The sequence below is a fragment of the Nocardia yamanashiensis genome (assembly GCF_021183565.1).
Taxonomy (GTDB): Bacteria; Actinomycetota; Actinomycetes; order Mycobacteriales; family Mycobacteriaceae; genus Nocardia; species Nocardia yamanashiensis.
In genome coordinates this window covers 3,220,571-3,245,225 of record NZ_CP089226.1, presented here as the reverse complement: position 1 = coordinate 3,245,225, position 24,655 = coordinate 3,220,571, and the positions used below count along the sequence as shown (strand labels likewise).

21 protein-coding genes are annotated in these 24,655 nt (G+C 70.0%); 10 read left to right on the top strand and 11 right to left on the bottom strand.

Features of this window, described 5'->3' with window-relative positions:
- Positions 1-100: 100 nt before the first annotated feature.
- Positions 101-1,330: an MFS transporter gene (locus LTV02_RS15745; protein WP_233040703.1), complete on the top strand. Its 1,230-nt coding sequence runs from the start codon at positions 101-103 to the stop codon at positions 1,328-1,330.
- Between the two features lies 1 nt (position 1,331).
- Here the strand turns inward: LTV02_RS15745 and LTV02_RS15740 are convergent, their stop codons facing one another.
- Genes LTV02_RS15740 through LTV02_RS15725 form a run of 4 tightly spaced genes read right to left on the bottom strand, consistent with a single transcriptional unit; the run spans position 1,332 to position 6,413 of the window.
- Positions 1,332-1,994, bottom strand: coding sequence for an FHA domain-containing protein (locus tag LTV02_RS15740; protein WP_233040702.1), 663 nt, complete (start codon positions 1,992-1,994; stop codon positions 1,332-1,334).
- Positions 1,994-3,280: a vWA domain-containing protein gene (locus tag LTV02_RS15735; protein ID WP_233040701.1), complete on the bottom strand. Its 1,287-nt coding sequence runs from the start codon at positions 3,278-3,280 to the stop codon at positions 1,994-1,996. The genes LTV02_RS15740 and LTV02_RS15735 overlap by 1 nt, the downstream gene beginning before the upstream one ends.
- The gene (locus LTV02_RS15730; RefSeq protein ID WP_233040700.1) at positions 3,277-4,401 is read right to left on the bottom strand and encodes a PP2C family serine/threonine-protein phosphatase; all 1,125 of its coding nucleotides are present in this window, start codon (positions 4,399-4,401) and stop codon (positions 3,277-3,279) included. The genes LTV02_RS15735 and LTV02_RS15730 overlap by 4 nt, the downstream gene beginning before the upstream one ends.
- Positions 4,398-6,413 (bottom strand): tetratricopeptide repeat protein, encoded by a 2,016-nt coding sequence (locus LTV02_RS15725; protein ID WP_456299816.1) that lies wholly within the window; start codon positions 6,411-6,413, stop codon positions 4,398-4,400. The genes LTV02_RS15730 and LTV02_RS15725 overlap by 4 nt, the downstream gene beginning before the upstream one ends.
- Before the next feature lie 16 nt (positions 6,414-6,429).
- Here LTV02_RS15725 and LTV02_RS39745 point away from each other — a divergent pair, with 16 nt between their 5' ends.
- Entirely contained in the window at positions 6,430-6,615 is a 186-nt protein-coding gene (locus LTV02_RS39745) for a hypothetical protein (protein WP_456299815.1), read from the top strand.
- A 274-nt stretch (positions 6,616-6,889) separates the two neighbouring features.
- Here LTV02_RS39745 and LTV02_RS15720 read toward each other — a convergent pair whose 3' ends face one another.
- Genes LTV02_RS15720 through LTV02_RS15710 form a run of 3 tightly spaced genes read right to left on the bottom strand, consistent with a single transcriptional unit; the run spans position 6,890 to position 10,523 of the window.
- Positions 6,890-8,278, bottom strand: coding sequence for a hypothetical protein (locus LTV02_RS15720; RefSeq protein ID WP_408639402.1), 1,389 nt, complete (start codon positions 8,276-8,278; stop codon positions 6,890-6,892).
- Between the two features lie 5 nt (positions 8,279-8,283).
- Positions 8,284-9,255, bottom strand: coding sequence for a glutamate ABC transporter substrate-binding protein (locus LTV02_RS15715; RefSeq protein WP_233040698.1), 972 nt, complete (start codon positions 9,253-9,255; stop codon positions 8,284-8,286).
- Positions 9,252-10,523, bottom strand: a complete 1,272-nt coding sequence (locus tag LTV02_RS15710) for a hypothetical protein (protein ID WP_233040697.1) — start codon at positions 10,521-10,523, stop codon at positions 9,252-9,254. Before LTV02_RS15710 ends, LTV02_RS15715 begins: the two co-directional genes overlap by 4 nt.
- A 283-nt stretch (positions 10,524-10,806) precedes the next feature.
- Here LTV02_RS15710 and LTV02_RS15705 point away from each other — a divergent pair, with 283 nt between their 5' ends.
- Entirely contained in the window at positions 10,807-13,584 is a 2,778-nt protein-coding gene (locus tag LTV02_RS15705) for a hypothetical protein (protein ID WP_233040696.1), read from the top strand.
- A 57-nt stretch (positions 13,585-13,641) separates the two neighbouring features.
- On the opposite strand, the gene LTV02_RS15700 is transcribed toward LTV02_RS15705, so the two are convergent.
- Positions 13,642-14,223 (bottom strand): hydrolase, encoded by a 582-nt coding sequence (locus tag LTV02_RS15700; protein WP_233040695.1) that lies wholly within the window; start codon positions 14,221-14,223, stop codon positions 13,642-13,644.
- A 50-nt stretch (positions 14,224-14,273) separates the two neighbouring features.
- The gene (locus tag LTV02_RS15695) at positions 14,274-14,741 is read right to left on the bottom strand and encodes a MarR family winged helix-turn-helix transcriptional regulator (RefSeq protein WP_233040694.1); all 468 of its coding nucleotides are present in this window, start codon (positions 14,739-14,741) and stop codon (positions 14,274-14,276) included.
- 172 nt (positions 14,742-14,913) lie between these two features.
- Between LTV02_RS15695 and LTV02_RS15690 the strand changes: the two genes are divergently transcribed.
- The 6 genes from LTV02_RS15690 (at position 14,914) to LTV02_RS15665 (ending at position 19,776) form a co-directional block, all read left to right on the top strand.
- Entirely contained in the window at positions 14,914-15,408 is a 495-nt protein-coding gene (locus LTV02_RS15690) for a methylated-DNA--[protein]-cysteine S-methyltransferase (RefSeq protein WP_233040693.1), read from the top strand.
- Complete coding sequence (locus tag LTV02_RS15685; protein WP_233040692.1) at positions 15,405-16,133, top strand: 2OG-Fe(II) oxygenase; 729 nt, start codon at positions 15,405-15,407, stop codon at positions 16,131-16,133. The genes LTV02_RS15690 and LTV02_RS15685 overlap by 4 nt, the downstream gene beginning before the upstream one ends.
- A 3-nt stretch (positions 16,134-16,136) precedes the next feature.
- Positions 16,137-16,409: an Ada metal-binding domain-containing protein gene (locus LTV02_RS15680; RefSeq protein ID WP_233040691.1), complete on the top strand. Its 273-nt coding sequence runs from the start codon at positions 16,137-16,139 to the stop codon at positions 16,407-16,409.
- Between the two features lie 69 nt (positions 16,410-16,478).
- The gene (locus LTV02_RS15675; RefSeq protein ID WP_233040690.1) at positions 16,479-17,135 is read left to right on the top strand and encodes a TetR/AcrR family transcriptional regulator; all 657 of its coding nucleotides are present in this window, start codon (positions 16,479-16,481) and stop codon (positions 17,133-17,135) included.
- A gap of 147 nt (positions 17,136-17,282) precedes the next feature.
- The gene (locus LTV02_RS15670; protein WP_233040689.1) at positions 17,283-18,422 is read left to right on the top strand and encodes an esterase/lipase family protein; all 1,140 of its coding nucleotides are present in this window, start codon (positions 17,283-17,285) and stop codon (positions 18,420-18,422) included.
- 25 nt (positions 18,423-18,447) lie between these two features.
- Positions 18,448-19,776, top strand: coding sequence for a lipase family protein (locus LTV02_RS15665; protein WP_233040688.1), 1,329 nt, complete (start codon positions 18,448-18,450; stop codon positions 19,774-19,776).
- On the opposite strand, the gene LTV02_RS15660 is transcribed toward LTV02_RS15665, so the two are convergent.
- Positions 19,769-21,031 (bottom strand): PucR family transcriptional regulator, encoded by a 1,263-nt coding sequence (locus LTV02_RS15660; protein WP_233040687.1) that lies wholly within the window; start codon positions 21,029-21,031, stop codon positions 19,769-19,771. The genes LTV02_RS15665 and LTV02_RS15660 overlap by 8 nt on opposite strands.
- Before the next feature lie 94 nt (positions 21,032-21,125).
- Positions 21,126-21,581, bottom strand: coding sequence for a (4Fe-4S)-binding protein (locus LTV02_RS15655; RefSeq protein WP_233040686.1), 456 nt, complete (start codon positions 21,579-21,581; stop codon positions 21,126-21,128).
- Positions 21,582-21,599: 18 nt separating this feature from the next.
- On the opposite strand from LTV02_RS15655, the gene LTV02_RS15650 reads away from it, so the two are divergent.
- Positions 21,600-24,644, top strand: a complete 3,045-nt coding sequence (locus LTV02_RS15650; RefSeq protein ID WP_233040685.1) for a helix-turn-helix transcriptional regulator — start codon at positions 21,600-21,602, stop codon at positions 24,642-24,644.
- The last annotated feature ends 11 nt before the right edge of the window (positions 24,645-24,655 follow it).

Sequence of the window (24,655 nt, the reverse complement as noted above, 5' to 3'; positions counted from 1 at the left end):
GCGGGACCGGCCGCTCGGAGCGGGCCGCGCAGACGGCCTGCCGCCCGGCCCGCTCGGGGCCGGAAATCTCGCTTCCGCTTCTCTTCGTTTGGGATTCACCGTGGCCGATATCGACGCCGTTGTCGGCGAACCACCCGTGGCCGCTCCGGGCCGCGGGCTGCTGCCCCTGCTGTTCCTGGGCAATGCGGCCATGTACGCGGTGTACGTGGGCGTCGGATCGGTGTTGCTGCCCTTGCAGATCGAGCACATCGATCCGGTGCACAAGGTGGCGAACCTGGGTGTGGTGGCGGGCGTGGCGGCCATCTTCGCGACCGTCTTCAATCCGGTCGCGGGCGCGCTGTCGGATCGGTCCGGGCGGCGCAATCCGTGGATCCTGGGCGGCGGGCTGGCGGCGATCGTCGTCCTGGGGCTGCTCGGCAGCGTGAATACCGTGCTGCTGGTGGCCGTTTGCTGGTGCCTCGGGCAGGCCGTCATGAACATCTACCAGGCCGCGATCACCTCGGTGGTGCCGGACCGGGTGCCGTTGGATCGGCGCGGAACGGCCTCGGCGGCGGTGGGTTTGGGCCTGCCGGTGGGATCGATCATCGGCGTGCTGCTGGCATCCGGCTTCTCCGGCCATTACCGCACCGGATATCTCGCGCTGGGTGCGCTGGTCGCGCTGGCCGCGGTGGTGTTCACCACGCGTGCCAGGGAACAGCGACTGCCGCCGAAACAGGCTGCGCCACTGCGGGATCAGGTCGCCACGTTCCTGGGTGTACTGCGCGAGCACGACTTCCGCTGGGCGTTCATCGGCCGCGCGCTGATCGTGCTCGGCTACTTCGCCGTCAGCGGCTACCAGCTCTACATCCTGCAAGACCACATCCGGCTGCCCGGGAACCTGGAACCCGCCGACGCCGTGGCGATCCTGACCCCCATCGCCGCCGTCGGCATGGCGATCTCCACCGTGATCGGCGGCGTCCTGTCCGACCGCCTGAACCGCCGCAAACTGTTCGTCGGCATCTCCGCCGGGCTTGCCGCCTGTGCCCAGCTCATCCCCGCCCTCAGCCCCACCTGGCCCGGCATGCTGGTCTTCGCCACCGTGAACGGTTTCGCCTTCGGCTGTTTCATGGCCGTGGACACCGCCCTGGTCACCATGGTGCTGCCCAAGGCCGAGGACGCCGCCCGCGATATGGGCGTGCTGAACATCGCCAATGCCGGACCGCAGATCCTCGGCCCGTTCGTGGCCTCGGCGGTGGTCGGCCTCGGCGGTTACACCCCGCTGTTCCTGTTCGGCGGCCTGCTCTCGGTGCTCGGCGCGCTCGCGGTCGCCCCGATCCGCTCGGTGCGCTGAGTCAGCACCGTTCGGCGGTCAGCGTGATGGTGGTCCAGCCGCCGACGTGAATCCGGTCGCCGGATTGCAATGGCAGCGGCCGGCGCGGCGGGATGGGCGTGGAACTCTCGTTGACGCAGGTGCCGTTGGTCGAACCCAGATCCGTCACCGCGATGCTGTCGCCGTCGACGTGCAGGATGGCGTGCGAGCGTGAGACCGCCACATCCGCCGGGGCGATGGACAGGTCGATGTGCGGGTGCACGCCCTGCGATTCGCTGCGCTTGCCGATCAGAATGTCGGTGTCGTGCAGGGGAATCCGGCGCTCCGGGTAGTAGACGGGGAAGTCGACGCGATCCAGGTCCGGGCCCTTGAGCGCGATCATGCGCTGATAGTGCGCCTGATCCGCGGTCACCGTGGCCACCCACAGCACGGTGCCCGCGGCGATGCCATGGTCGCCGGTCGTCTCCGCCACGGATTCCGGTGGGGGAGCGGCGATCCGGGGCGCGGCGCCCAGCGCGGAATCGTAACCGCAGTACTCGCAGAACCGGCCCTCCAGGGGCGACTGGCACTGCGGGCACGGCGGCGCGAGCGCGGCGGCGGGCGGCGCGGCCGCGCCCATCGGCGATCCGCACACATCGCAGTAGTCGGTCGCCGTGGACGGGTGGCCTTCGGGGCAGGCGGGCATCAGTCGTCCTTTCGCACCCGGGCGGTCTTGGTGGAACGCACATCCAGGGCCATCTCGTCGGCCGGATCGATGGCCGAACGCAGCCGCACCGTACCGGTCCGGTCATCGACTTCCACCACCGCCGCAAGGAGTTTGGCGGTGTTGTCGTTGCCGGATTCGGCGGCCAGCTGCACCGCGCGCTGGAGTTTCGCGGTGGCGGTGGTGAGATCGCCCGCCTTGCGCGCGGCCAGCCCCTCCTGCACCGCCTGCGCCAGTTCGGCCTGCCCGGTGTAATGCGCCACCCGGCGGCTGATCCGCGCCGACAGATCGGTGTCGGTGGTCCACACCGCCTTCACCAGACCCTGGCCCACCACCTCGTCGCCCAGCACCACGCTGATCCGGGCGGCCAGCTTCTCGCGACCGGGCGCGGCCGGTTCCACCTCCAGCTGCACGTGATAGTCGCGTTCCTCCGCGCCCCACGAACCCAGCGGATACTCACCCACCTGCGGCCCCACCTGATTGCGGCGATCGGTGAGCACCTCGATGGTCGGCGCGACCTGCTTCACGAACCGGATCTGCGCCCCCACCGGCGTCCAGAGCCGCAGCGTCAGTTCGGGAATCGACTTGGCCATCGAGCTCTGCATCATGGCGGCGAAGTCGGCGGCGAGCAGATCCGGGGTCTTGATCAGGTCCACGGTGCCGTGCAGCGCGGAGGCGATGGATCGCAATTCGTCCACCCGCCAATCGGTTCCGACGCCGCGGCAATCGCAGGTGAACACGCCCTCCGACGCCTGGATCTCACGGGCCAGCTGCTCGGGCGTCTCGTGCTCGTTCTGGCCGTCGGTGAGCAGGATGGCGTGCGCCATCGCCCCCGGATGATGCTGGGCGATGATGCGCGACAACCCCAGCCAGGTGCCGATGGCGGTGCCGCCGGAGGGCCGCAGCTTGTCCAGCGCGTGCCGCGCGGCGGCGCGGGTGTGCCGGTCGGCCACCGCGGACGCCCCGTCCTTCGGGAACACCACCTCGGCCTTGTCGGTACCGGCCACGATGGCGAACCGGGTGCCGTCGGCGAGCACGTCCAGCGCGGCCAGGGTGGCGCGGCGGGCGCCGCCGAACTTGTCGTGGCCGCCCATCGAACCGGAACAGTCGATGATCAGGATCTCCACCCGCTGCTGCGGCGGGGCGGCCACCGTCAGCTCGTCGGTGGTCTCCACGGTGACGATGGCGTCCACCGTGCGGGCGCCCTCGGCCAGATATTCGTTCTGATCGACGGCGACTGAAATGCCTGCTGCGGTAACGGAACTCATCGGGCATCTCCTGCCTGTACCGGGTTGGGCACCGGAACCAGCGCCACACTGATGTTGTCCTTGCCGCCCGCGTGCAACGCGTGATCGACCAGCGCCCGGGCGGCGGGCAGCGCCGGATACGCGGTGGCGATGCGGGCCAGCGCGGCGGCCTCGGGAAGGTAGTTCCACAGGCCGTCCGTGCACAGCAGCAGCACGCCGGGATCGGTGACGCGCACGCTGCGCACGCAATCGGCGGGCCAGGGTTTGCGTTCGCTGTCCGCGCCCAGCCAGCGGGTCAGCACATGCGCGTGCGGAGCGTCCATGGCGGCGTCCTCGTCCATCACGCCGGTGTCCACCAGTGCCTGGGCCAGGGAATCGTCGCGGGTGAGGCGGGTGGACTCGGCGAAGTCTGGGCGCAGCCAATAGGCCCGGGAGTCACCGATATTGACCACGGTGAGCTGGGCGCTGCCGTCCGGGGCGAACTGGGCGACGGCCGACACATAGGTGCAGGACGGGGATTTGCCCTCCGGAGTGCCGATCTCGCGCACCGCCTGCGCGGCCGCGTCCAATCCGGCCAGCACCGCCTCCTCGGGCGGGCGGCCCATGGTCAGCGCGGCCAGGCAGGCGTCCACGCCCGCGCGCGCCGCCGCACCCGACGCGGCCTGCGGATCCTCGGAGGTCGAGACGCCGTCGCAGACCGAGATCACCACGGTGCCGGCGTTCTCCAGCACCGCCGCCGCGACCGAATCCTCATTGTGCTCGTGCAGGATCCCGCGATCGGTGATGAGCACGGTGGCGGCCAGATCGGCTTCGAAGCGGTCCCGGCGCACGCTGAGCTGACCGCAGTCCACGCAATAGCCGTCGGTGTCGAAATGCTTGCCGCCGCAGGCTTCACACGCGGTGACACCCGAGTCGTAGGACATGGTGGTGCCGGTGAACGGCGGGATGGCGCCGCTGAGCGCGGTCGCCAGGGCCGGGGCTGCGGTGAGTTCGGGCAAGGTCTGATCCTCCGTGGACTGTGCGAGATCGGCGGGTTGCGGCGGCAGTGCGACGCGGCGGGTGCTCAGCCGGTGGCCGCAGGCCTCGCAGAAATGGTCGGTATCGGCCGCGAGCGCGCCGCAGGCCGGGCAGCGGGCGGTCACAGCGTGGTCCTGGGGCGCACCGAATTGGCCTGTTCGACCAGGGCGATGCGCTCCCACATATCGTCGGCTTCGCGGGCCAGATCGCGGTAGCAGCGTTCCAGGCCGGTGCGCACGCCCGGCTGATCGAGCGGGCTGCCCAGCAGCGGGGCCTGCCCGGTGGGGACGCGGCCCAGCGTGAGCCAGTGCAGGGCGGCGTCCAGGACGCGCAGACGAGCTTGGGCGGCAACGCGTTTGGAATCCAGGCGGAGTCCTTCGACGCGGCCGCCCGCGTCGCGCAGCAGAGTCTCGGTGAGCTGGCCGTCACGGTCGACATCGAGGAGGATGTCGACCGCGGCGATACCGGCCTCGGTGTGCACGGCCGAGGCGCGATCGACCTGATCCAGCACGGTGATGGCGCCGGTGCGGTCCTGGGCCAGGCGGCGCAGGCGGGCCAGGCCGAAAGCCGCACTGGTGTAACCGCGATCGGTGCGCCACACCGCCTCGTAATAGGTGATGGCGCGACGGCGGGCGGGCTCCGGATCGGTGCCGTTGCCGTGATTGCCCAGGTTCTCCGCGGTGACCGCCAGCGCCAGTTTCGGCGCGGCCTCGCCGGGCAGCGCGGTGTACAGCGCGTCGAATTCGGCAGCGGCGGAAGTCCAGTCGCGTTGCAGCAGCCGGGCCAGGCCGCGATACCAGGTGAGGCGCCAATCGCCGGTCAGGGGATCCTCCAGTTCGTCCAGGCGGCGCAGCGCGTCGTCGACGGCGCCGAATTCCAGTGCGGCGCGGACCAATCGGAGCGGGATTTCCACCGATTCGGCCTGGCCGGTCACCACCGAGCGCAGGCCGGCGGCGAGTTCGCGTTCCAGGATCTCCGGCTCGACCGCGCTGGTCGAGGCCAGCAGCGCCGCACCGGTGTCGTTCGGGTCAACCAGCGGGACCGGCAGGGCGGCAACGAGTTTCGCCGGATCGTCCGGCAGCTCGTCGCCCACGCCGAAGACGCCGCGCGAGGGGCCGAAGCGGGCGGACAGGCCGGGCCGGGGCAGGCCGTCGTCGGTGGCGAGCACCTCGCGCAGCACGCCGGTCAGCTGGTCGGCCATCTCCTCCATGGAGCTGAACCGGGCCTCCGGGTCGGGATCGGTGGCGCGCAACAGGAATCGGTACAGCGATTCGTGGCGGGCCAGCACCGGTTCGGTGTCGGGGGTGGGCAGCGGGCCCAGGCGGCCGTTCTCGGTCGGCAGGCTCATCAGCAGCACCGCCAGGGTGCGGCCGACCGTGTACACCTCGGTGGCGATGGTCGGGCCGGTCTCGGCGATCTCCGGGGCCTGATAGCCGGCGGTGCCGTAGATGGCGCTGTGCTCGTCGTTCATGGCGATGACCGCGCCCAGGTCGATGAGCTTGAGCTGTTCCTCGGTCTGCATCACGTTGTCGGGCTTGAAATCGCAGTAGGCCCAGCCGTAGGAATGCAGATAGCCCAGGGCGGGCAGCATTTCGAGCACGTAGGCGATGGCGCGGGCGGGCGGCAGATGCGTGCCCTCGGTCTCGCGATGCCGGCGCAGCAGCTGCTTGAGCGAGGTGCCGCCGACGTACTCCATCACGATGTAGCCGACCGGTTCCCCATCCGGTCCGGTCTCCTCCGCGAAGTTGTAGATGCGCACGATGTTCGGGTGATCGACCTGCGCCAGGAAGCGGCGCTCGGCCACCGCGGCGCGCATGGCGTCGGCGTCGCCGGTATTGAGCAGGCCCTTGAGCACCACCGGGCGATCGTTCACCTTGTGGTCGACGGCCAGATAGATCCAGCCGAGCCCGCCGTGCGCGAGCGGGCCCAGCACCTCGTACTGACCGACCGCCTGGCCGCGGGACAGCTTGGGAGTGAAGGAGAACCGCGTGCCGCAATGGCCGCAGAAACCCTCCGCGCGCCCCGGCTGCCCTTCGCGTCCGCGCCCGACCGGCCGGTCGCACTTCCCGCAATAGCGCTGATGCTCCGGCACCTGCGCGTTCTCGAGCACCGCCGACACCGGCTGAATCCGCGGCACGCGTGGGACATTCACCATGCCCGCGCCCAGCCGGCCGCGGGTCGCACCCGAGGACCCCCGGCCGGTGCGGACCGACCGGCCGCTCGCGCGCCCCGAGCGGCTGCCGGTGCTCGCGCTCGAACCACCGGTCTGGGTGGTCGCCGACGGAGCAAAAGCGGCAGTCCCGACCGGCCCGGGCGCGGTACCGCACACCTCGCAGTAACCGTCGCTGATCTTCCCGCCACACCCCGGTTCGGCACAGATATCGGCGGCGGTCGGCGAATTCCCGGGCGACCCACCGGCTCCGGCGGCGGAGTAGCGGGCGGCCGGATTCCCCTGCGCCCCAGCGGCTCCAGCGGAGTGACCGGCGGACGCAGACCCCGGTGCACCACCGGCTCCTGTGGCCGCGCTCATGGTGCCGGGCGGCGGCGGGGCGGCACCGCACACGTTGCAGTAACCGTCCTCTACGACTCCGGTGCACCCGGGCTCGGTGCAGTTCACAATCCCCTCCCCGATTTCATCGCGATCAATTGGCGATAGTCCGATACGGCGCGGGTGACCGCGCCCAGATCGCACGGCCGGCGCGACAGCAGCCCGGCGGCATTGCTACTGGCGGCGAGGACTTCCCGATCCTCGCTGACGCCCAGCCGCGCGGCTTTCGCCCGATAGGCGGCCAGCCGCCCGCTCAGCTCCTGCCGGCGATCGAGCAAACCCTGCGCGAGTTCCTCATTGCGCGTGGCCGCGGCCTGCGCCTCGGCGAGGCGGCGACCCAGCTCCCACAGCGCGGCCGGATCGGGCGAACCCGCCTCCAGCGCGGTCAGTTCCGCACCGAACATCGCACTGTCGTCGCCGCGCACCGGCAGCGCGGCCGTCGCGATCGTGCGTTCGGCCGCACCTCGCGCCTGATCGGCCCGTTCATAGGTGCGGTGCAGCGCCTCGATCCGCCCGCGCATCCGTTCCACCGCGTCATCCCATTGCGCGGCAATGGCATCGAGCTCGGCGATCAGGGTTGCGGCGCTGTGCATCCGGCCCCGCAGGTCCGCGAGACGGCGATCGATCTCAGCGGGCGGCAGCGACAACGGGTCGGTGGCGGCACGGGTGGCCAGCTCGGCGAGATCGTGGGCCAGCTCGCGCAATTCGGGGAAGCCGGCCGCGTCGAAACGCGCGCTCGCACCGCCGCCCGCGTTGTCCGGTGGACCGGCCGCATCCGGGCCGACGCTCGTGTTTCGTGGCGGGTCGGCCGAAGCGGGATGGCCGGCCGCCTCCCACATCCGGTCGGCCGACCGTCTCCCATCGGAGGTGCCCGCGCCCTCCGCGAGTCCGGCGCTCCTGGCGGGTGGCCGGGCGGTGCGGGTAGCGCCGATCTTGGCGAGTTGGGTTTGCAGCGGGGTGATTTCGGCCAGGACGCGGGTATTGACGGTGTCCACCGCGTCGAGGATTTCGATGAGGGTGGGGAAGAGGGCGCGCATGCGGTCGAGGGTGTCGGCGAAGCCGACGCGGGTGATCTGGTGGCTGGGGCCGGTCAGGGAGCGGCGGGACAGGGGGATGGCGTCGCGGGAGACTTCCAGGGGCCGGCCGCGCAGCAGGGCGGTGAGTTCCTCGCGGTCCAGGGCGTCCAGGCGGCGGCGGGCGCGGGCGGTGCGGACCTGATCCAGGATGGTGCGCAGGCGGCCGAAGTCCTCCCAGAGCAGGTCCAGGTTCCGCTGGGCCGGGGCCCAGTGCACGGCGGTCTTGCCGGTCGGCGGGAAACGGCGCAGCAGGAGCAGGCCCGGATGTTTGTCCAATTCCACCAGAGTGGCGGCTACCGCCTCGATTTCGCGTTCCCGCTCGGCGATTTCGCGATTGATCTCGGCGACGGTGAGAATGTATCCGGAATTCCCCTGCATGACGGTCACTCGGAATACTTGGCGGCGGGCGGGCCGGGCGCGGGACCGAGCACGGTGAGGCGGGCATTGTAGAGCCGCGTCCAGGTGCCGTCGCCGCGAATGCGTTCCAGCACGCCGTTCACGAAACGCACCATATCCGTGGACTTCTTCTGCACCCCGATCGCGTAGGAGTCGAATGCCATGGCCTCGCCGACGATTTCGAGATTAGGATCCTGTTCCTCGAGCCCGTACAGAATCGGCAGATCGGTGCTGACCGCATCCACCTGACCCTGCTGCATTGCGGTCAGGCAGTCCAGCCAATTCGACATGCCGATCACCGTCGGCCGCGGGTTCAGCGCGAAGATGGCGTCCATGGTGGTGGTGCGGAATACCGCGCACACCCGTTTCCCGGCCAGATCGCCGGAGTTCCGGATACTGGAACCCTTGGTGGTCAGGATGCGCTGATCGGTCACGAAATAGGTGGTGGAGAACTGGATATCCTGCCGCCGCACACAGGTGGCGGTGAAATTCTGCACCACGATATCGACTTCGTCGCCGGTGAGCGCGGGCACCCGGTGCGCGGCATCGATGGGATGCAGCTCGATCTTCTCCGGATCGCCGAACAGATCCTGCGCCACCTCGCGGGCGATATCGATATCGAAACCCTCGAGCTGACCGGTCACCGGATTGCGGAACCCGAACAGGTATTGGTTCTGATCCACCCCGACCCGCAACTTACCGCGCTGCACGATGGCCGCCATGCTCGAACCCGCGGGCATCGCCCCCGCGCGCGGTTGATTGCCCGGCCGCAGGCTGGCGGTGGGATCGCAGCTCATATCGCCGCGCTGATTCGGCGCCTCAGTCACCTCGACGGCACCCGACGGCAGCGGATCACCGGCGGGCAATTTCAGCGACGGATCGCCCGGCCCGGCGGTCCCACAACCGCCCAGCAGCACGGCGGCCAAGGCCAGCACCGTGATTCGACCGCGCACGCTCACAGGAACTCCTTCAACCGCGGCCACACGCCGATCACCAGGGCGGCCGCCGCCGCCAGCAGCAGCGCCAGCACACCCCACGGGCTGAGCGTCAGCGCATCGCCCGCGGCGTCCACGCCGTCGCGGACATCGGTGCGCGCCGCCTCCAATTCACCGCGCAGGGTGTCGTCGAGGACGCCGAACTTGGTGGCGGAGGTGCCGGCCCCGGTGCCGATGGACTGGGCGACCGCACCCTTGTAATCATTGCCCTGATAGGCGGCGACTTCCAGCTTGTGCCCGTCCTGCCAGCTGGTCAGCGCCAGCATCGCCGGCGAATCCGCGCCCGCGGCGGCGGTGACCGCGGACTTCAGGTCACCGGTGCGGGCCTCGAAACGCTTCTCGCTCTCGGTCAGATCGCCGCGGGTGACCAATTGCAGGGTTTCCTCGGTGCGCGCCTGCTGGGCGAGAATCCGTGCCCTGGCCAGGGTTTCGAAACGCGTGGTGGCCCCGTGCGCGCCGGCGTCGATCGACTGGGTGGCGGCGACGGCGGCCACGCAGATCCACAGCAGCGCCAGCACGGTCAGGCCGAGCGCGGTGAGCACCCCGGCATTCACCCGGCGGTTGGTGCGGCGCAACAGCACCCATGACAGATACCCGCACAGCGCGGCCACGATCAGCAGGGTCAGCAGGCCGGTGCCGGGCAGCGCGGTGATGTCGTCCTGGTCGGCGCGCAGCCGCGCCAGCCGATTCTGTTCCAGCTCTTCGGCGTTCTTCAGCACCGAGGTCTGCATGAGCGCGGACGCCTGCCGCAGATAGGCCGCGCCGACCGGCAACTGCTGGCGATTGTTGGCGCGCGCCGCCTCGACCAGGCCGGTGTAGGTGGGCAGTTCGGAGGAGATGCGGGCCACGATCTCGCGGGTCTTCGCATCGGAAGCGCCGGTGGTGGCCTCGGACAGCGCCACCGCCGCATCGGTCAGCGCCTGCCGGTAGCGGGTGCGCACCTCCGGGGACTCGATACCGCCGGAAAGGAAAGCGCTGGAGGCCGCCGCGTCCGCCGCGGACAGGGCCACGTACAAACGCTGTGCCGCGTCGGCCAATGGCTCGGTGTGCCCGAGCACGGTATCGCGCCGATCGATCTTGGCATTGAGCTGATTCGCGCACACCAGACCCGATATCAGGCAGGCGATCACCAGGATCGCGGTGACCGCTCCGAGCACGCCCGGCGCGGTCCGCGCGAAACGGCGCACCCACTCCGCTGCATCGCGAGTGGCCGCCGGTAGACGACTTCGCACCGTTCCCCCGTTCGACCGGCCTGCTCCCCGTACGGCGATGGTACGGGAGGTGTCCGGTTGTGTCGATCGCGTTCCAACCAGTTGGATTGAATTGGTGTATCACGCAATTCGAAGTATTGCACTCGGGACGAAAATCCGTTGGCACGATGCGCCCCGCACTCGTAAGGTCGGCCCGAGGAGGGGTTCGGCCGGGCCGAATCGAGTTACGCGGTAAACGGGAGTACGGAGTTTGGCGGTACGGCTGGCCTGGGGTGTAGTAGCGGAGCGGGATCGGAAGGCCTGGGTGGCCGAAAGCGGGGAACCGATCGATCCACGCGCACAGGATCTTTCCGAAGGCGCGGCGGTGGTACTGGGGCCGCGGGACAGCGAATTCCCGCATATCGATGCCGCGCGCGCGGAACTGAATCGGCTCGTGGCCGCGGGCGGGGTGGTGATCGCCGGAGCCGGAATTGATTTGGGCAATGGGTTTATCTCCGCGCGACTGGCCGGTGCGGGCGGTGATCGGCGCGATGCGGTATTGGCGGCATTGCGGGTACTGGGTATGGCCGGGGCGCCACGATTGGGTGAACGCGCGGCCACCCTCGTCGCATTGTTCGGCGTGACCGCGACCAAACCCGTCGGGGCGGCGGCCGAACGCGCCATTGCCGAAGAACGCTGGGCCGCGCTGGCTTTGGCTTCCGCCGCGGCGGATGTGCTCGGGCCCGAACAACTCGAACAGGTGCTGGGGTTCGACGTGCCGGCGGGAATCGATCCGATTCCCGGTGCGGCGGTCTCGGCGCTGGCGGTGAATCTGCGGACCCTGCTCGGGCAGTACTCCCGCACCCGGCGCTCGGCGCTGCTGGCGGATCTGTGGCAGCGGGTGTGCGATCGGCAGTCCGAGGCGCGCCGGCGGCGGGAACTGCTGGCGGGGCAGGATTTCGAGGTGGAGTCGCGGCTGTCCGCGCGCTACCGCAAGCACGCCGAGGAACGCCTGGTGCGGCTGGCGCAGCGCAACGACAAGTACCCGCTGTCGATGTTCGACGCGCTCTGCTTCGTGCCCACCTGGGAGAACATGTGGAAGCACCGGGCGGAATGGCTGATCGAGGACGCCATCGCCGTCACCGTGCTGTTGCGGACCGCGTTCGCCGTGCACGAGTACGGTGTGGCCGAGGGGGTTTCCCGTATGCGCGAGCAGTTCGCGGCGGCCTCGGCGTTGATGAGCAATTCCGATCTGAAGCGGGCGCGCCGCCAGGAGCCGGGCGATATCGAATTGCCCGCGCGGCCCGGCTGTTACGTGCGGGAGATCGAATCCTGGCTGCGGCGGCAGCCGATGAACGCGGCGTTCGAACCGTTCCTGCGCGCCCGGCTGCACTATGCATCCGTCTATGCCGCGATCATCGACACGGCCTGTCATGAGGCGCTGTGCAATCAGATGCCGCGCGACGACCTGCCCGAGCGCTGGACCTCCGCGGCTCTGACCGCCTGGCGGGACAAGGTGGGCTACACCGAGATTCGGCCGCCGGACCATTGGCGGCAGGTGCCCGTACTGCGTGGCGCCACCGACGACGACTGCCTGGCCCGGCGGCGAGCGGCCGATCCCGCCGCCGTGGACCAGCCGAGCGATATGTTGTGGTACGCCGAGCTCGCCGACGCCATGCTGCGGATGCGCGGATTCGAGCGCGCCGAGATCCGGTTCGAGTACGGCTTTCCGCATTTCGAACCGAATCCGGAACCGCCGCGGCCCGATCCGCTCGTCCCGCGCGCCGATTCGGTGCCGCTGGCGGTGGCCGGAGCCGCGCAGCTGCTGTCGCTGGGCGCGAGCGCCCCGCCGCGCTGCCGCGACTGGGCGAGCCTGTGCGCGGGGCTGCTGACGAGCGGGACCATCGCGGCGGCGCTAACCAGCGAATTCCAGGTGCCCGAAGCGGTGATCGCCTGGGACGGGGCCGGACTGCCGGACAGCGCTGTCCGCATCGAGCTCGCGCGCAATGGCGGTCACCTGGCCGAATGGTCGGCGTACATGGGCAATTGCATTGCGGGCCAGTGGTATCAGGACGAAGCGGCGCGGGGGCGCAGTGTGCTGGTCGCCCTGCGCGACGCCGAGAACGTGATCGTGGTCAATGCCGAACTGCGCCGCACCGGTCACGGCTGGTTCGTGGATGAGATCAAAGGCCGGTTCAACGCCGAACCCGATCCGGAACTGAAGAAGGCCGTCCAGCGCTGGGCGCTGACGCTGCGTGCCGCCGAGCCGGAATCGGAGCCGGAACCGGTGGTTTCGGAGGAGGCCGGCCGGGTGCGCCGGTCCCGTCCGAACCCCGTGCGCGAGATCGCCCCCGACCTGTACGCGGCCACCCGGATCGCCCTCGCCGCCGCGCAACCGGCGCTGCGCGTGCTCGCCGCCGTGGCGGGCGATCCCGGCGGGGACCCGAAAACCCTGACCGGCCTGCGCCGTTCGAGTATCGACAGGCTCACCCGCCACACCGTCGACGCCCTGGACACCGGCCGCGTCACCCTCCCGCAGCTGTTCGCGGCGACCGGAACCCACCCCCTCACCGCGGCGGTGGCGAGCCTCGACCCGGCGGTACCGGCCCGCTACCCCCGGCTGCTGAGCCTGTCCGAAGACGCGCCACTGCCGTCGAAAACGCTGCGCGCCTTCGTCAAAGAACCCGGGATGGCGACCGCCCGCTCCCAGGAAATCCTCGCCCACCGCCTGCGCGCCGTACTCGCCCGGTTGTGCGGCGATGCCCACCCCGCCCTCACCCGTGCGCTGGTCGCCCACCCCGACACCGCCACCGTGTGCGCACTGGCCCAGGCGATCACCTGCGCCTACGACTACCCGGAGCGCACCGTCGCGGTGTCCGAACCGCGCGCGGCGACCGTCCCGGGCTTCCCCGCGTCCTCGCTTTCGGACCCCGCCGGACCATGGCAACTCGCGTGGCCGGAGGCCGTCACCCTCGGCGCGGAGAAGGAACGGTTCTGGGACCGGATCGCCGACACCGGCCTGCTGGTTCCGGCAGCCTGGCTGAATACCGGCGGCTGGCAAGGACTTTGGTCGCGGGCCGCGGCGGGCACACGCAGTCGCTGAGCGGAGCGCGGCAACACCCGGTCGCCCCGCGGCGAATCCTGAGGTCCGCGGGAAGACTCAGGCCGGTGGTGCGGCGAGTTCGTCCAGGAGTTGCTTGGTGGTGGCGGTGAGACCGAGGCGGGGGAAGATCTTGGTGATCGAGTGATCGTGGGAGGCGGTGTCGCGGTCGGCGATCGCGTCGGTGGCGACGATGACGGTGTAGCCGTGTTCGTGGGCCGCGCGGGCGGTGGATTCCACGCCGATGCTGGTGGCGATGCCGGTCAGGACGATCGCGGTGATACCCCGGCGGCGGAGTTGCAGGTCCAGGTCGGTGCCGTGGAACGCGCCCCAATGACGTTTCGTGATGCGGATATCGGTGGGCTGCACGTCCAGTTCGGCCACGAGTTCGTCCCAGCCTTGCGGGGGAGTGCCGGTGAGCGGGCGTTCGGTGCGGCCGGGCGCGGCATCGGCGTGATCGGGGGCGAAGGAGACGCGCACCGGGAAGACCGGGAGGTCGCGGGCGCGGAAGACGCGAGCGAGTTCGGCCGAGCGGCCGATCACATCGTCGGTGCTGTGCGGGACGGTCGGCGCGGCGACGATGCCGCGTTGCAGGTCGATGATCACCAGGGCGGTGCGCGGGTCGAGTAGGTCGGTTGTCAACGAGACTCCTTGCGGTGGCGGGGGATTCGGGTCCGATCCGGGGCGGCGGTTCAGGATTCCACCAGGCGGGCCAGCAGCGGGATCGCGGCCAGCAGCGAATCCTGTTCGGCGGGTGCGAGTTTGGTGGCGATGGCCGTGGCCAGCCAATCCTCCTTGGCGGCGTGCGCCGATTCCAGGAGCCGCGCGCCCGCCGGGGTCAGCGACAGCAGGTTCTGACGCTGATCGGTCGGGTGCGGTGCACGGGTGATCAAGCCGCGCTCCTCGAGGACGCCGAGGGTGAGGCGCATGGATTGCGGGCGCACCTGCTCGGCACGCGCCAGTTCGGCGACGGTGCTCGGCCCGTCCGTGCCGAGCCGGCTCATGGCCACCGCCTGGGACGGCGTGATCTCCAGGCCGGCGCGGGCGGTGCGTAGCTGCCGCAGCAATCGGCTGGTCAGGACCCGCAATTCGGCTGCCGCGGCCGTCAGTTCGTCCGGTGTCCGCCCGGTGCTCGCTCGGCGGCCGGAATGTGCGCTCATGATCTCCACCATGCATCACGGCAGTAAAACTTGCAAGTTTGCCTGTCTACATTCGAGGAGCGGGGCCGCTGCGCGGACAGCCGGATGCCGTGTCTGATTCCCGCCGGTACTCACCTCCGGGATTCGGCAGATTGGTCAGTGGAAGACGACGACCGCGACGGAAGGACCAGTAATGACCGTGTACGCGACCATCGACAGCCCACTCGGCGAACTGCTGCTGGCGGGTACGCCGTCGGGCGGCGGCGTGGTGCTCACCACGGTGTCGATGAACGGAGCCAAAGCCGCGGTGATCCGGCCGGACTGGATCGCGGACCGGGCCGCGTTCACCACCGTGATAGAGCAGCTGGAGGCCTACTTCGCCGGTGAGCGCACCGGGTTCGACCTCGAAATGTCGAGCAGCGGCAGCGAATTCCAGGATCAGGTGTGGCGGGCGCTGGACGAGATCCCCTACGGCACCACCGTCACCTACGGTGAGATCGCGGCCCGGATCGGCGCCCCGCGCGCGGCGATTCGCGCGGTCGGCGCGGCCATCGGCGCGAACCCGCTGCTCATCGTGCGCCCCTGCCATCGGGTGATCGGCGCGAACGGTTCGCTGACCGGGTACGCCGGCGGGCTGCCGCGCAAGCAGCAGCTGCTGACCCTCGAACACGTACTGCTCGCGGCATGAGCGCGCCCGCCCGGACCCTCGCCGATCCGGCGGCGCGGGTGCGGGAGCAGGACTGGGCGGCGCTGGCCGATGCTCTCGACGAGCACGGCCACGCGCTGACCGGCCCGCTGCTCACCGCCGCCGAATGCCGCTCGCTCGCAGCGCTTTACGAGAAGAAGGAGCACTTCCGGTCCACCATCGACATGGCGCGGCACCGGTTCGGCTCCGGCGAATACCGGTACTTCACCCACGACCTGCCCGACCCGGTGCGGGAATTGCGGGCGGCGTTCTACCCGCGCCTGCTGCCCATCGCACGCGACTGGGCTGCCCGCCTGTCCCGCCCCGGCACCTGGCCGGCCGATCTGGAGGAGTGGATCCGCCAGTGCCACAACGCCGGTCAGGGCAAATCGTCGCAGATCCTGCTGCGCTACGGCCCCGGTGACTGGAACGCCCTGCACCGGGACCTGTTCGGCGACCTCATCTTCCCGTTGCAGGTCGTCATCGGCCTGGATCGGCCGCAGCTGGACTACACCGGCGGCGAATTCCTCATGGTCGAACAACGAGCCCGCGCTCAATCCCGCGGCACCGCAGTAGCCCTGCCCCAAGGTCACGGCCTCATCTTCACCACCCGCGACCGCCCGGTCCGCTCCGCCCGGGGCTGGTCGGCGGCCCCGCTCCGGCACGGCGTCAGCCTGGTTCGCTCCGGCCGCCGCCACACCCTGGGCCTGGTATTCCACGAGGCCTGACCGATGCCGTACACCTTGCTCGACAGCACCCGGATGCCGTACCCGAGCCCGGCCCCGGGTGCGCTGGGCGGTCATCGCCGCCTGCGCATCTACGGACGCCTGGACTGTCCCGCCGCCCTGCGCGCCCTCGCCCGCGGCCACACCTACGCCGCCCAGCGCGTGTTCTTCGCCGATGAACAGACCGCCATCGCCGCCGGATACCGGCCCTGCGCGGTCTGCCTGCGCGAACGATATCTCGAATGGAAGCGGGCGCGGCCGCGGACCCCGCCGGCCTGAGCTATCGGCGCGCAACGCCCGGACACCGGCCGGGCATCGCGAAATCGCCGGGCGCAATAAGCTGTGAGGGTGAGTGTGGAAGCTGTGGGGTCGCAGGGACCGTTGCCGAAGGGACGGCACGGGCTGAGCCGCGAGGAAGTGGTGGACTCGCAATATCGCCGGCTGTGCACCGCGGTACTGGAAGCGGTCGGGGAGCTGGGGTACGCGGCCACCACGGTCGCCGATATCGTGAGCCGCGCGCAGGTGGCGCGCCGCACCTTCTATTCGGTATTCGGCGGCAAGGACGAATGCTTCGCCGCCGCCTACGATCTCGCGGTATTCGCGGCCCTGGATCAATTGCAGGAAACCGTCACCGGAATGCAGGGCGTGACTTTCGCCGACCGCGCCCGGATCTCGTTCGAGATCTTCCTGAATGTACTGGCCGCGCAACCCGGGGCGGCGCGGGCGCTGTATGTGGAAACCCTGGCCGCCGGGCCCGCGCTGGTGACGCATCGGCTGCGCGTGCACGAGCGCTTCGCGGAATACATTCTGGCGGTGGCGCGGATCGGGGTGCGCGAAGGCGATCTGCCCGCCGACCCGGACCCGCGCATGATCGACATGCTGCTCGGCGGCATCGACGACCGGGTGCGCGCCTGCCTGCACGAACGCGGCGCCGCGGCACTGCCGGAACTCGCGCCGCTGTTCACCCACACCGCCATCGCACTGGCCAGCGCGCCGCACTTCTGAATCGGCACGCTGTCGCGCACCACAAGCGCGCTCCGGCCGGGGTTTGTCACTCGGCACAGCGATCGTGACACGGGCCACAGCCGCGCCCTACCGTCGCAATCGAATTCGAATCACATCGAGTTCGGTTCCATGCGGTAGGAGATTTTCATGAGACCAGGATTCCGGGTGCTGGGCAGCGCCGTATTCGCGAGCGCCACCGCCATGGCGGTGGCATTGTCGAGCGGGGCATCGCAGGCCCAACCGGAAATCCCCGCCACCACACAGGGATTGGCGGATTACATCAGTCAGGGATTGAATCGCGCCGCCGACGGACGGCAGCCGAAAGCCATTGCGGGAACGGGCAGCAGTTCCGGATCGGCCGCCGCCAGCACCGCTTCCGACGCGATCGGCGAAGGGCCGGAGATGACGGCATTCCTGGCCGCCTTCGGATACGGGCTCACCCATCCCGATGCCGCGCCGCCGGGATCCAATAACTGGAATTGCACACCCAGCGCCGAACATCCGCGGCCGGTCGTGCTGGTACACGGGACCTGGCTCAATACCTACGACAGTTTCGCCTACCTGTCACCGCGCATCGCACGCGCCGGATTCTGTGTATTCGCCTTCAATTTCGGGCGCGAAGGCGTGCTGGAAGGCGGCGGGCTCGGGCCGATCCTGCCCGGGCGCTACGGGGTCGGGCCGATGGAGGATTCCGCGCGCCAGCTCGCCGCCTTCGTGGAGCGGGTGCGGACCGCGACCGGCGCGCCCATGGTCGACATCATCGGGCACTCCCAGGGCGGGCCGGTGGCCAGCCGGTACCTGAAGTTCGAAGGCGGGCAGGGGAAGGTCGGCAAGGTCGTCACCTTCGGCGCGACCAATCACGGCACCTCGCTGCTCGGGATGGCGACGCTCGGGCGCATCATCACCAATCTGGGCATCGATATTCTCGGGTTCTACGAACCGTTCATCGGGCAGGCCAATGTCCAGCAGGCGGTCGGATCGCAGTTCTACGCCACCTTGAACCGGGACGGGGACACCGTGCCGGGCGTCAGCTACACCGCCATCGGCACCACGCACGACGAGATCTCCAACCCGTACGAGTGGACCTTCCTGACCGCCGGGCCCGACGCCACGGTGGACAACATCACGCTGCAACAGGGCTGTGAACAGGACCTGTCCGACCATCTCACCCTCATGTACTCCCCGCGCGCGGTGTCCATCGCGCTGCGGGCGCTCGACCCCGCGACGCAGCCGGAGCTGGTCTGCACCTTCAACCCCTGGATGATCGGCGGCGGCGGCAAGCTGTAGCCGTCCGGCCCCGGAAAGGACCACCATGACCCTCGGCGACGCGGTCGAACTGCCCAGTCCCGGAGACGAATTCGACGCACCCGACGGGCGGCCGCTGCTGCCGCCGGACGATCCGTTCTACGTGTCGCCGCTGGACCCGGGGCGGGTGCCGCCCGGGACGGTACTGCGCTCGCGCCGCGTCCGGCTGGGGCTGTTCGGGATCGTGCCGCAGCGCGTCGAGGCCTGGCAGTTGCTGTACCGCACCGCCGATCTGCACGGTGCGCCCGAGGTGGCGGTGACCACGGTGGTGCTGCCGTGGGGTGCGGATCCGGGGCAGTCGCGGCCGCTGGTGTCGTTCCAGTGCGCCATCGACGCGGTCGCGCCGATGTGCTTGCCGTCCTACGCTTTACGGTATCGGGCTCGTGCGTTGGGGGCGATCCCGCAACTGGAATGGCCCCTGGTCGCGGCGGCGCTGGCCCGGGGCTGGGCGGTGTCCATCCCGGATCACGGCGGGCTCGGCGGGCGGTTCGGCGCGGCCCTGGAACCCGGGTATCGCGCACTGGACGGGGTGCGGGCGGCGTTGCGATTCGCGCCGCTCGGGCTGAATCCCCGTACGCGCGTGGGCTTGTGGGGATATTCGGGCGGGGGACTGGCCACCGCGTGGGCGGCCGAACTGGCGGCGGAATACGCGCCCGAACTCGATATCGTCGGCGCGGTCACGGGGTCGCCGGTGGGGGATCCGGCGGCGGCGTTCGTGCGGCTCAACGGTTCCCCGTTCGCGGGGTTCGCCATGGTGTTCACCGCCGGGCTGCGGCGCGCCTATCCGCGACTGGACAAGGTGCTGCGGTGCCAGCTGTCCGCCGACTATCTGAAATTGCTCGCGCGGGCCGAGAACACGGCGACATTCCCCCTGCTGGCGCGATTCGTGGGGCGGGACGCGGACCGGCATCTGCGCGGTGGGCTGACCGACTTCCTCACCCACCCCGATGTGGTGACGGTGCTGGACCAGATCCGGCCCGGGCATCGCGCGCCGGCCATGCCGATGCTGGTGTTGCAGGGCGTGTACGACGAGGTGATCGCGGTCGGCGATATCGACGCGCACGTGGGCCGGTACCTGTCCCAGGGCGTGCACGTCACCTATGTGCGGGACCGGCTCAGCATGCATCTGCCCTTGCAGTTCATCGGGATTCCGGCGATGGCGGGCTGGCTGGCCGACCGCTTCGACGACCGGCCGCCCACGCCCGCGGGGACGCGCACGGTGTGGTCGGTGGCCTTGGATCGATCGGGGCGGGCGCCGCTGCTGGGGCTGTTCGGCCGGATGCTCGCGGGGCGTCCGATTCGCGAACGGCCCGCGCCCGGCTGGCATTTCAGGTGAACAGCGGCTCGAAGTGCTTGCCGGGCAGCGCGTTCCGGTACGTGCGGGCCACCAGCGCCGAACGTAGATACCACAGGCCCGAGGGCTGGGACGGATCGAAGCCGGTGAGCTGGCCGATCCGTTTCAGCCGGTAGTCGACCGTATTGATGTGCACGCTCAGGGCGCGTGCCGTGCGGCGGCGGTTGAGATCGTGGCCGATGTGGCGGCGCAGGGTCTCCAGCAGTTCCGGGTACTCGTCCAGCGGGTCCAGCAGTGAGCCCAGGTATTCGCGGCCGGGGCCGGGACGGGTGAGCTGGTATTCCATGGCGAGATCGTCGAACCGGTACAGGCCCGGCGTGCACTCCAGGCGGTGCACCATGTCCAGCAGTTCGTGCGCCCGCTCCGCGCCGTCGGGGATGCCGGCGGTCTCGGTGTGCATGACGGTGGCGGTGATGGAAACCTGTGCGGCGGTGGACAATCCGTCGAGGAAGGCTTCCAGGTCGGTGGCGGCCGGGTCCGAATCGGGTAGTAGCACGGTGCCGCCGTCCGAGCCCAATAGCGACAGGGCGCGACCCGCGCTGCGCCGGGCCAGTTCCGATTGGATCCGCCGCAGCTTGCGCCGGGCTACCACGCTGCCGTCCACGCTGGCGTCGCTCTCGCCGGGATGTGCCGGAATGCTCAGGGCCAGTACGTGATACGCGCCGTCGATCTGCACGCCGCCCGCCCGCGCCATGGTCGAGGTGGAATGCCCGGCCAGCAGCGCCGAGGTCACCGTGTGCACGGCGCTGTGGTGTTCGGCCGCCACCGCGCGGTGCTCGCGGACATAGGCGACGGCGAACGCCGAATCGATGGTGGCGAGCACTTCGAGCAGCCGCCGGGCCGTAACCGCCACGCGCGCATAGTCGTCCGGGGTGGCGGTGCCCAGGATCAGGTCGAAGCCGCGCGCGAAACCGTCGTGCACCGCGCGGTGAATGGTGCCGATCGGGATGCCCTCGCGCGCCCAGTCCGCGCCGGCGCGCTGCAAACGCTCGATCTTGGCGGTGACGTCCCGGCCCTCCAGCACACCCGTGGCCAGTTCGAGGCAGGTCCGGGTCACCACCGTCACCTCGCCGCGCAGGGCATCGCCGGGCAGGGTGCCGCAGGGGGCGACATGGGCGGCGAAATGGTCCACCAGTTGCCGCGACAAGCCCCGGACATCGTGCAGGGGAGTCGAAATGGCCTGAACCGCGGGCTCGCTGGTGAGCTGGGCTGATCCGGAATACATAGGTGCGCTCATATCGACTCCACTACACAATTTCAGGGAACGACTGCGTTCCTACTGGAGCGTAACTGTAGTGGGGGCGAATCCGGGTGGCAATCAACCGAAAAGATCACTTGTGCAGGTCGCAGCTCCCGTCACAGAAGGGGGTATTGGCGGTTCGCCCGCAGCGGCAGGCCGCCATCCGAGTCTCGCGGACGAAACGGGGCGCACCCTCGGAATCCTTGTCGGACAGGGAAAGCCGCAGGTCACCGCGTAGCAGCAGAGGGCCGCCCGGCCACGGCACCACGGTCGTCACCGTATCGGGCTGCTCTGCCGGGCCGGATTCCTGGACGTAGTGCAGCGCCCCGCTGGGGCAGCGCCGGATCACCTCGGCCACCTGGTCCGCGGTGGCCTGCTCCGGCTGGATCCACGGCCGCTTGGCGGTATCGAACACCTCGGGCAGGCCGCGCACGCATTCCGCGAAATGCACGCAGCGGGTGGCGTCGTAATAGACGGTGACGGCGGGAGCGGTGTAGGCGCGGCCGGGAGGTGTGTCCGCGCCAGAAACGGACTGGTCAGCGTTCATTCTCAAACCGTACGCCGGGTGCGGGCCGGACGCGGCTTGCGCACGGGCGAAGCCGCGGTCGGGCATGATCGCAAGGTGGTGAAGCGTCCCGGCAGTAGCGTTCTGATCGGCCGAGCCCCGGAAGTGGCGGTGCTGCTCGACGCCGTCGGCGATCCCGGCGTGTCGGCCGTGCTGGTGGCCGGGGAGGCCGGAATCGGGAAATCGCGGCTGGTCGCCGAGTTCACCGCGCGGCTCGGTGCGCGGCCGCTGGTCCTGACCGGGCGCTGCCCCGAATTCGGCTCGGCGGGCGTGCCCTTCGCGCCCTTCCTCGCCCTCATGCGCGCCCTGCTGCGGGAACTCGGGGTCGATGGCCTGGCCGCGCTGCTGCCGCCGCGCCCCGCACTGGCGAACTGGTTGCCGCGGTTGGCGCTGCGAACCGGCGGGACCGGAGCGTTCGATCGCGTGCGCCTGTTCGGTGAAATCCTGACCGTGCTGGAACACCTCGCCGCGACCCGGCCCGCGGTCCTGGTGCTGGAGGACCTGCACTGGGCCGACGACGCCACCCGCGATCTGCTGACCTTCCTGGTGGCCAATCTCTCCGGCGAGGACGGGGTGCTGGTCGGGACGTATCGGCCGGAAGCGGCCGGGCCGTTTCGCGGACTGGTGGGCGAGATGCGCCGCAACCCCGGTGTCCGCGTCGTCGAACTGGTGACCCTGACGCGGCACGAAGTGGGACGTCAGCTCGCGGCGCTGTTCGAGCGTGAGCCCGAACCATCGCTCATCACAACGGTTTTCGAACGCAGTGGCGGCAACCCGCTCTTCGTCGAAGCCTTGGGAGCCGATCCGGACCGAATGCCGGTCGACATCAGCGATCTCCTCCTCGGATTCCTGTCCGGCGTCTCCGAAGACGCCCGGACCGTACTGCGCACAGCCGCCGTCATCGGATCCCCGATCCGCCACGAACTGCTCACCGTCGCAACGGAACTCCCTGCTATCCAGCTCAATGCCGCTATCCGTCGAACCGTCGACCGCCAACTGCTCCTCACCACCGAAACCGGTTACGAATTCCGGCACGCGCTGATCCGCCGGGCAATCTACGAGGACCTGCTGCCCGCTGAACGCACCCAGATCCACGCCCGCCTGGCCGACTGCCTGGCCGACGACGAATCAGCCACCGGCCGAACGGAACTCGCTCGCCACGCGGCCGCCGCCGGCGGCACCGAGCAAGCCCTCACCGCCTACTGGGCAGCGGCCCGAGCCGTCACCGCCCACCCGGAACGCCTGCACCTCCTCGAACAAGTACGAGAACTCTGGGATGCGGTCCCCGCAGCGGAAGCGCTGACCGGCATCACGAAATCGCGACTCCTGGAAGACATTCTGGAAGACGCGATTGCCTCGGGTGCAACCGCGCAGGGCCTCGCCGCCGCCGACGCGGCTCTCCAACTGGCCGAACACGGCCCCGTGCCCGATCTCCATCCGCACCGGCTCGGGGCATTGTATCGTCGGCGCGCAACCCTGCGCGGCTACACGGCGCTCGGCCCGGGCTCGGATCTGTCTCGAGCCTTGGAGCTCTCGGCGCGGCAACCCTTCGGCCTCGAACGCGCCGAAGTACTATCGCTCTCCGCAGCCACCCGCGCCTTCAACGGCGACGCGGCCGGCGTAGCCGAGGACGCCACCGCGGCCCTCGAAATCGCCGAACAGTTCGGCGCGACCGACCTCGTCGCGCGAAACCACGCCTACCTCGCCCTGGCCTACGCAGACCGAATCGACACCGCCCTGGAGCATTTCGCCTCCGCGTATGCCGCTGCGGCCGCGGCTTCGAACGGCGCGACCGGTGCGAGGACCGCGCACGATGTTGCGCTCGCGGACGGTACGGCGGCCGCGCGCTCGGTTACGTCTGCAGCCGCTGCGGAAGTGGGTGCGGGTGCGCGGTCCGCCGGTGTCGCGAAGCCCGCTGTCGGGCCGAAACCTGTGGCAGGAGTGGGGCCTGTCGGCGGCGATCCTGCCGTCGTGCTCGAGATCGCGACGTGGGAAGCCGCGGTACTGCAGGCGCACGGGCGCTATGCCGACGCTGTCGCTGCCGTTCATCGCGGTCTGCGTGCGGCGCACGCCTCGTTCCGTTCGGCTCCCATTCTGCTTATCCGGTGGACGCAATCACTGGTGGCGCTGGGGCGTTGGGATGAAGCGTGTGCTGCCGTGGATCCGGCCGAGTTCGATCGGCTGCCACCGTTGACTCGTGCGGCACTGCTGCTCTGCTATGGCGAAATAGGCTTGGCGAGAGGCGATTACACCTCGGCTCGCGCGCAGGCGGTGATGATCGGTCACCTGCTCGGCGACGGGGCTTGGGCTGCTCCGTATCGCCTTCGGTATCTGGCACTGGAAAGCCGCCTCGCGCTGGAAACGGGTGACTCGATGCGAGCGAGCCGAATCCTGAGTGACGGCGAGAACGTGAGAGCCGCGACGCTGTCGGCACATCCGCACGAGGCTTGGGCGCTGGCGGTGCTATCGGCACGGGTAGAACAGCCGCCCGCGGCGCTTACAGCGGCCGCCTCGACGCTGCCGGTGAGTTCACCGGTGGATGCGGCGCAGCGGGCTACGTACGAGGCATACTCCGCGGCCACGAGCGAGCATTGGGCCGCCGCCGCACGGGCATGGCAGGACCTGGGGCAGCCGTACGAGGAAGCGATCAGCTTGCATGCCGCGGCGGAATGTGCGGTCGCGCAGGGTGATCGAGAATTCGCGACGGCCGCCGCACGGCAGGTGATCGAGCTGGCGGGACGGCTGGGTGCGCAACCATTGCTCGATGCTGTCGATCGACTGGCCCGGCGCGCCCGGCTGGTCGTGGATCCGGCTGCTCCGAAAGCGACCGCGTCCACGCCCGATCATCTCCGTCTCACCGCACGCGAGCTGGAGGTGCTGCGGCTGGTCGCGCGGGGGATGAGTAATCGCGCCGTGGCGGGGGAGCTGTTCATCAGCGCCAATACCGCGGGCGTGCACGTGTCGAGGATTCTGGGCAAGCTGGGGGTCGCGACACGGACCGAGGCGGCGGCTTTCGCCTATGCGAACGGGTTGCTGGACGGTTGAACAGCGGTACG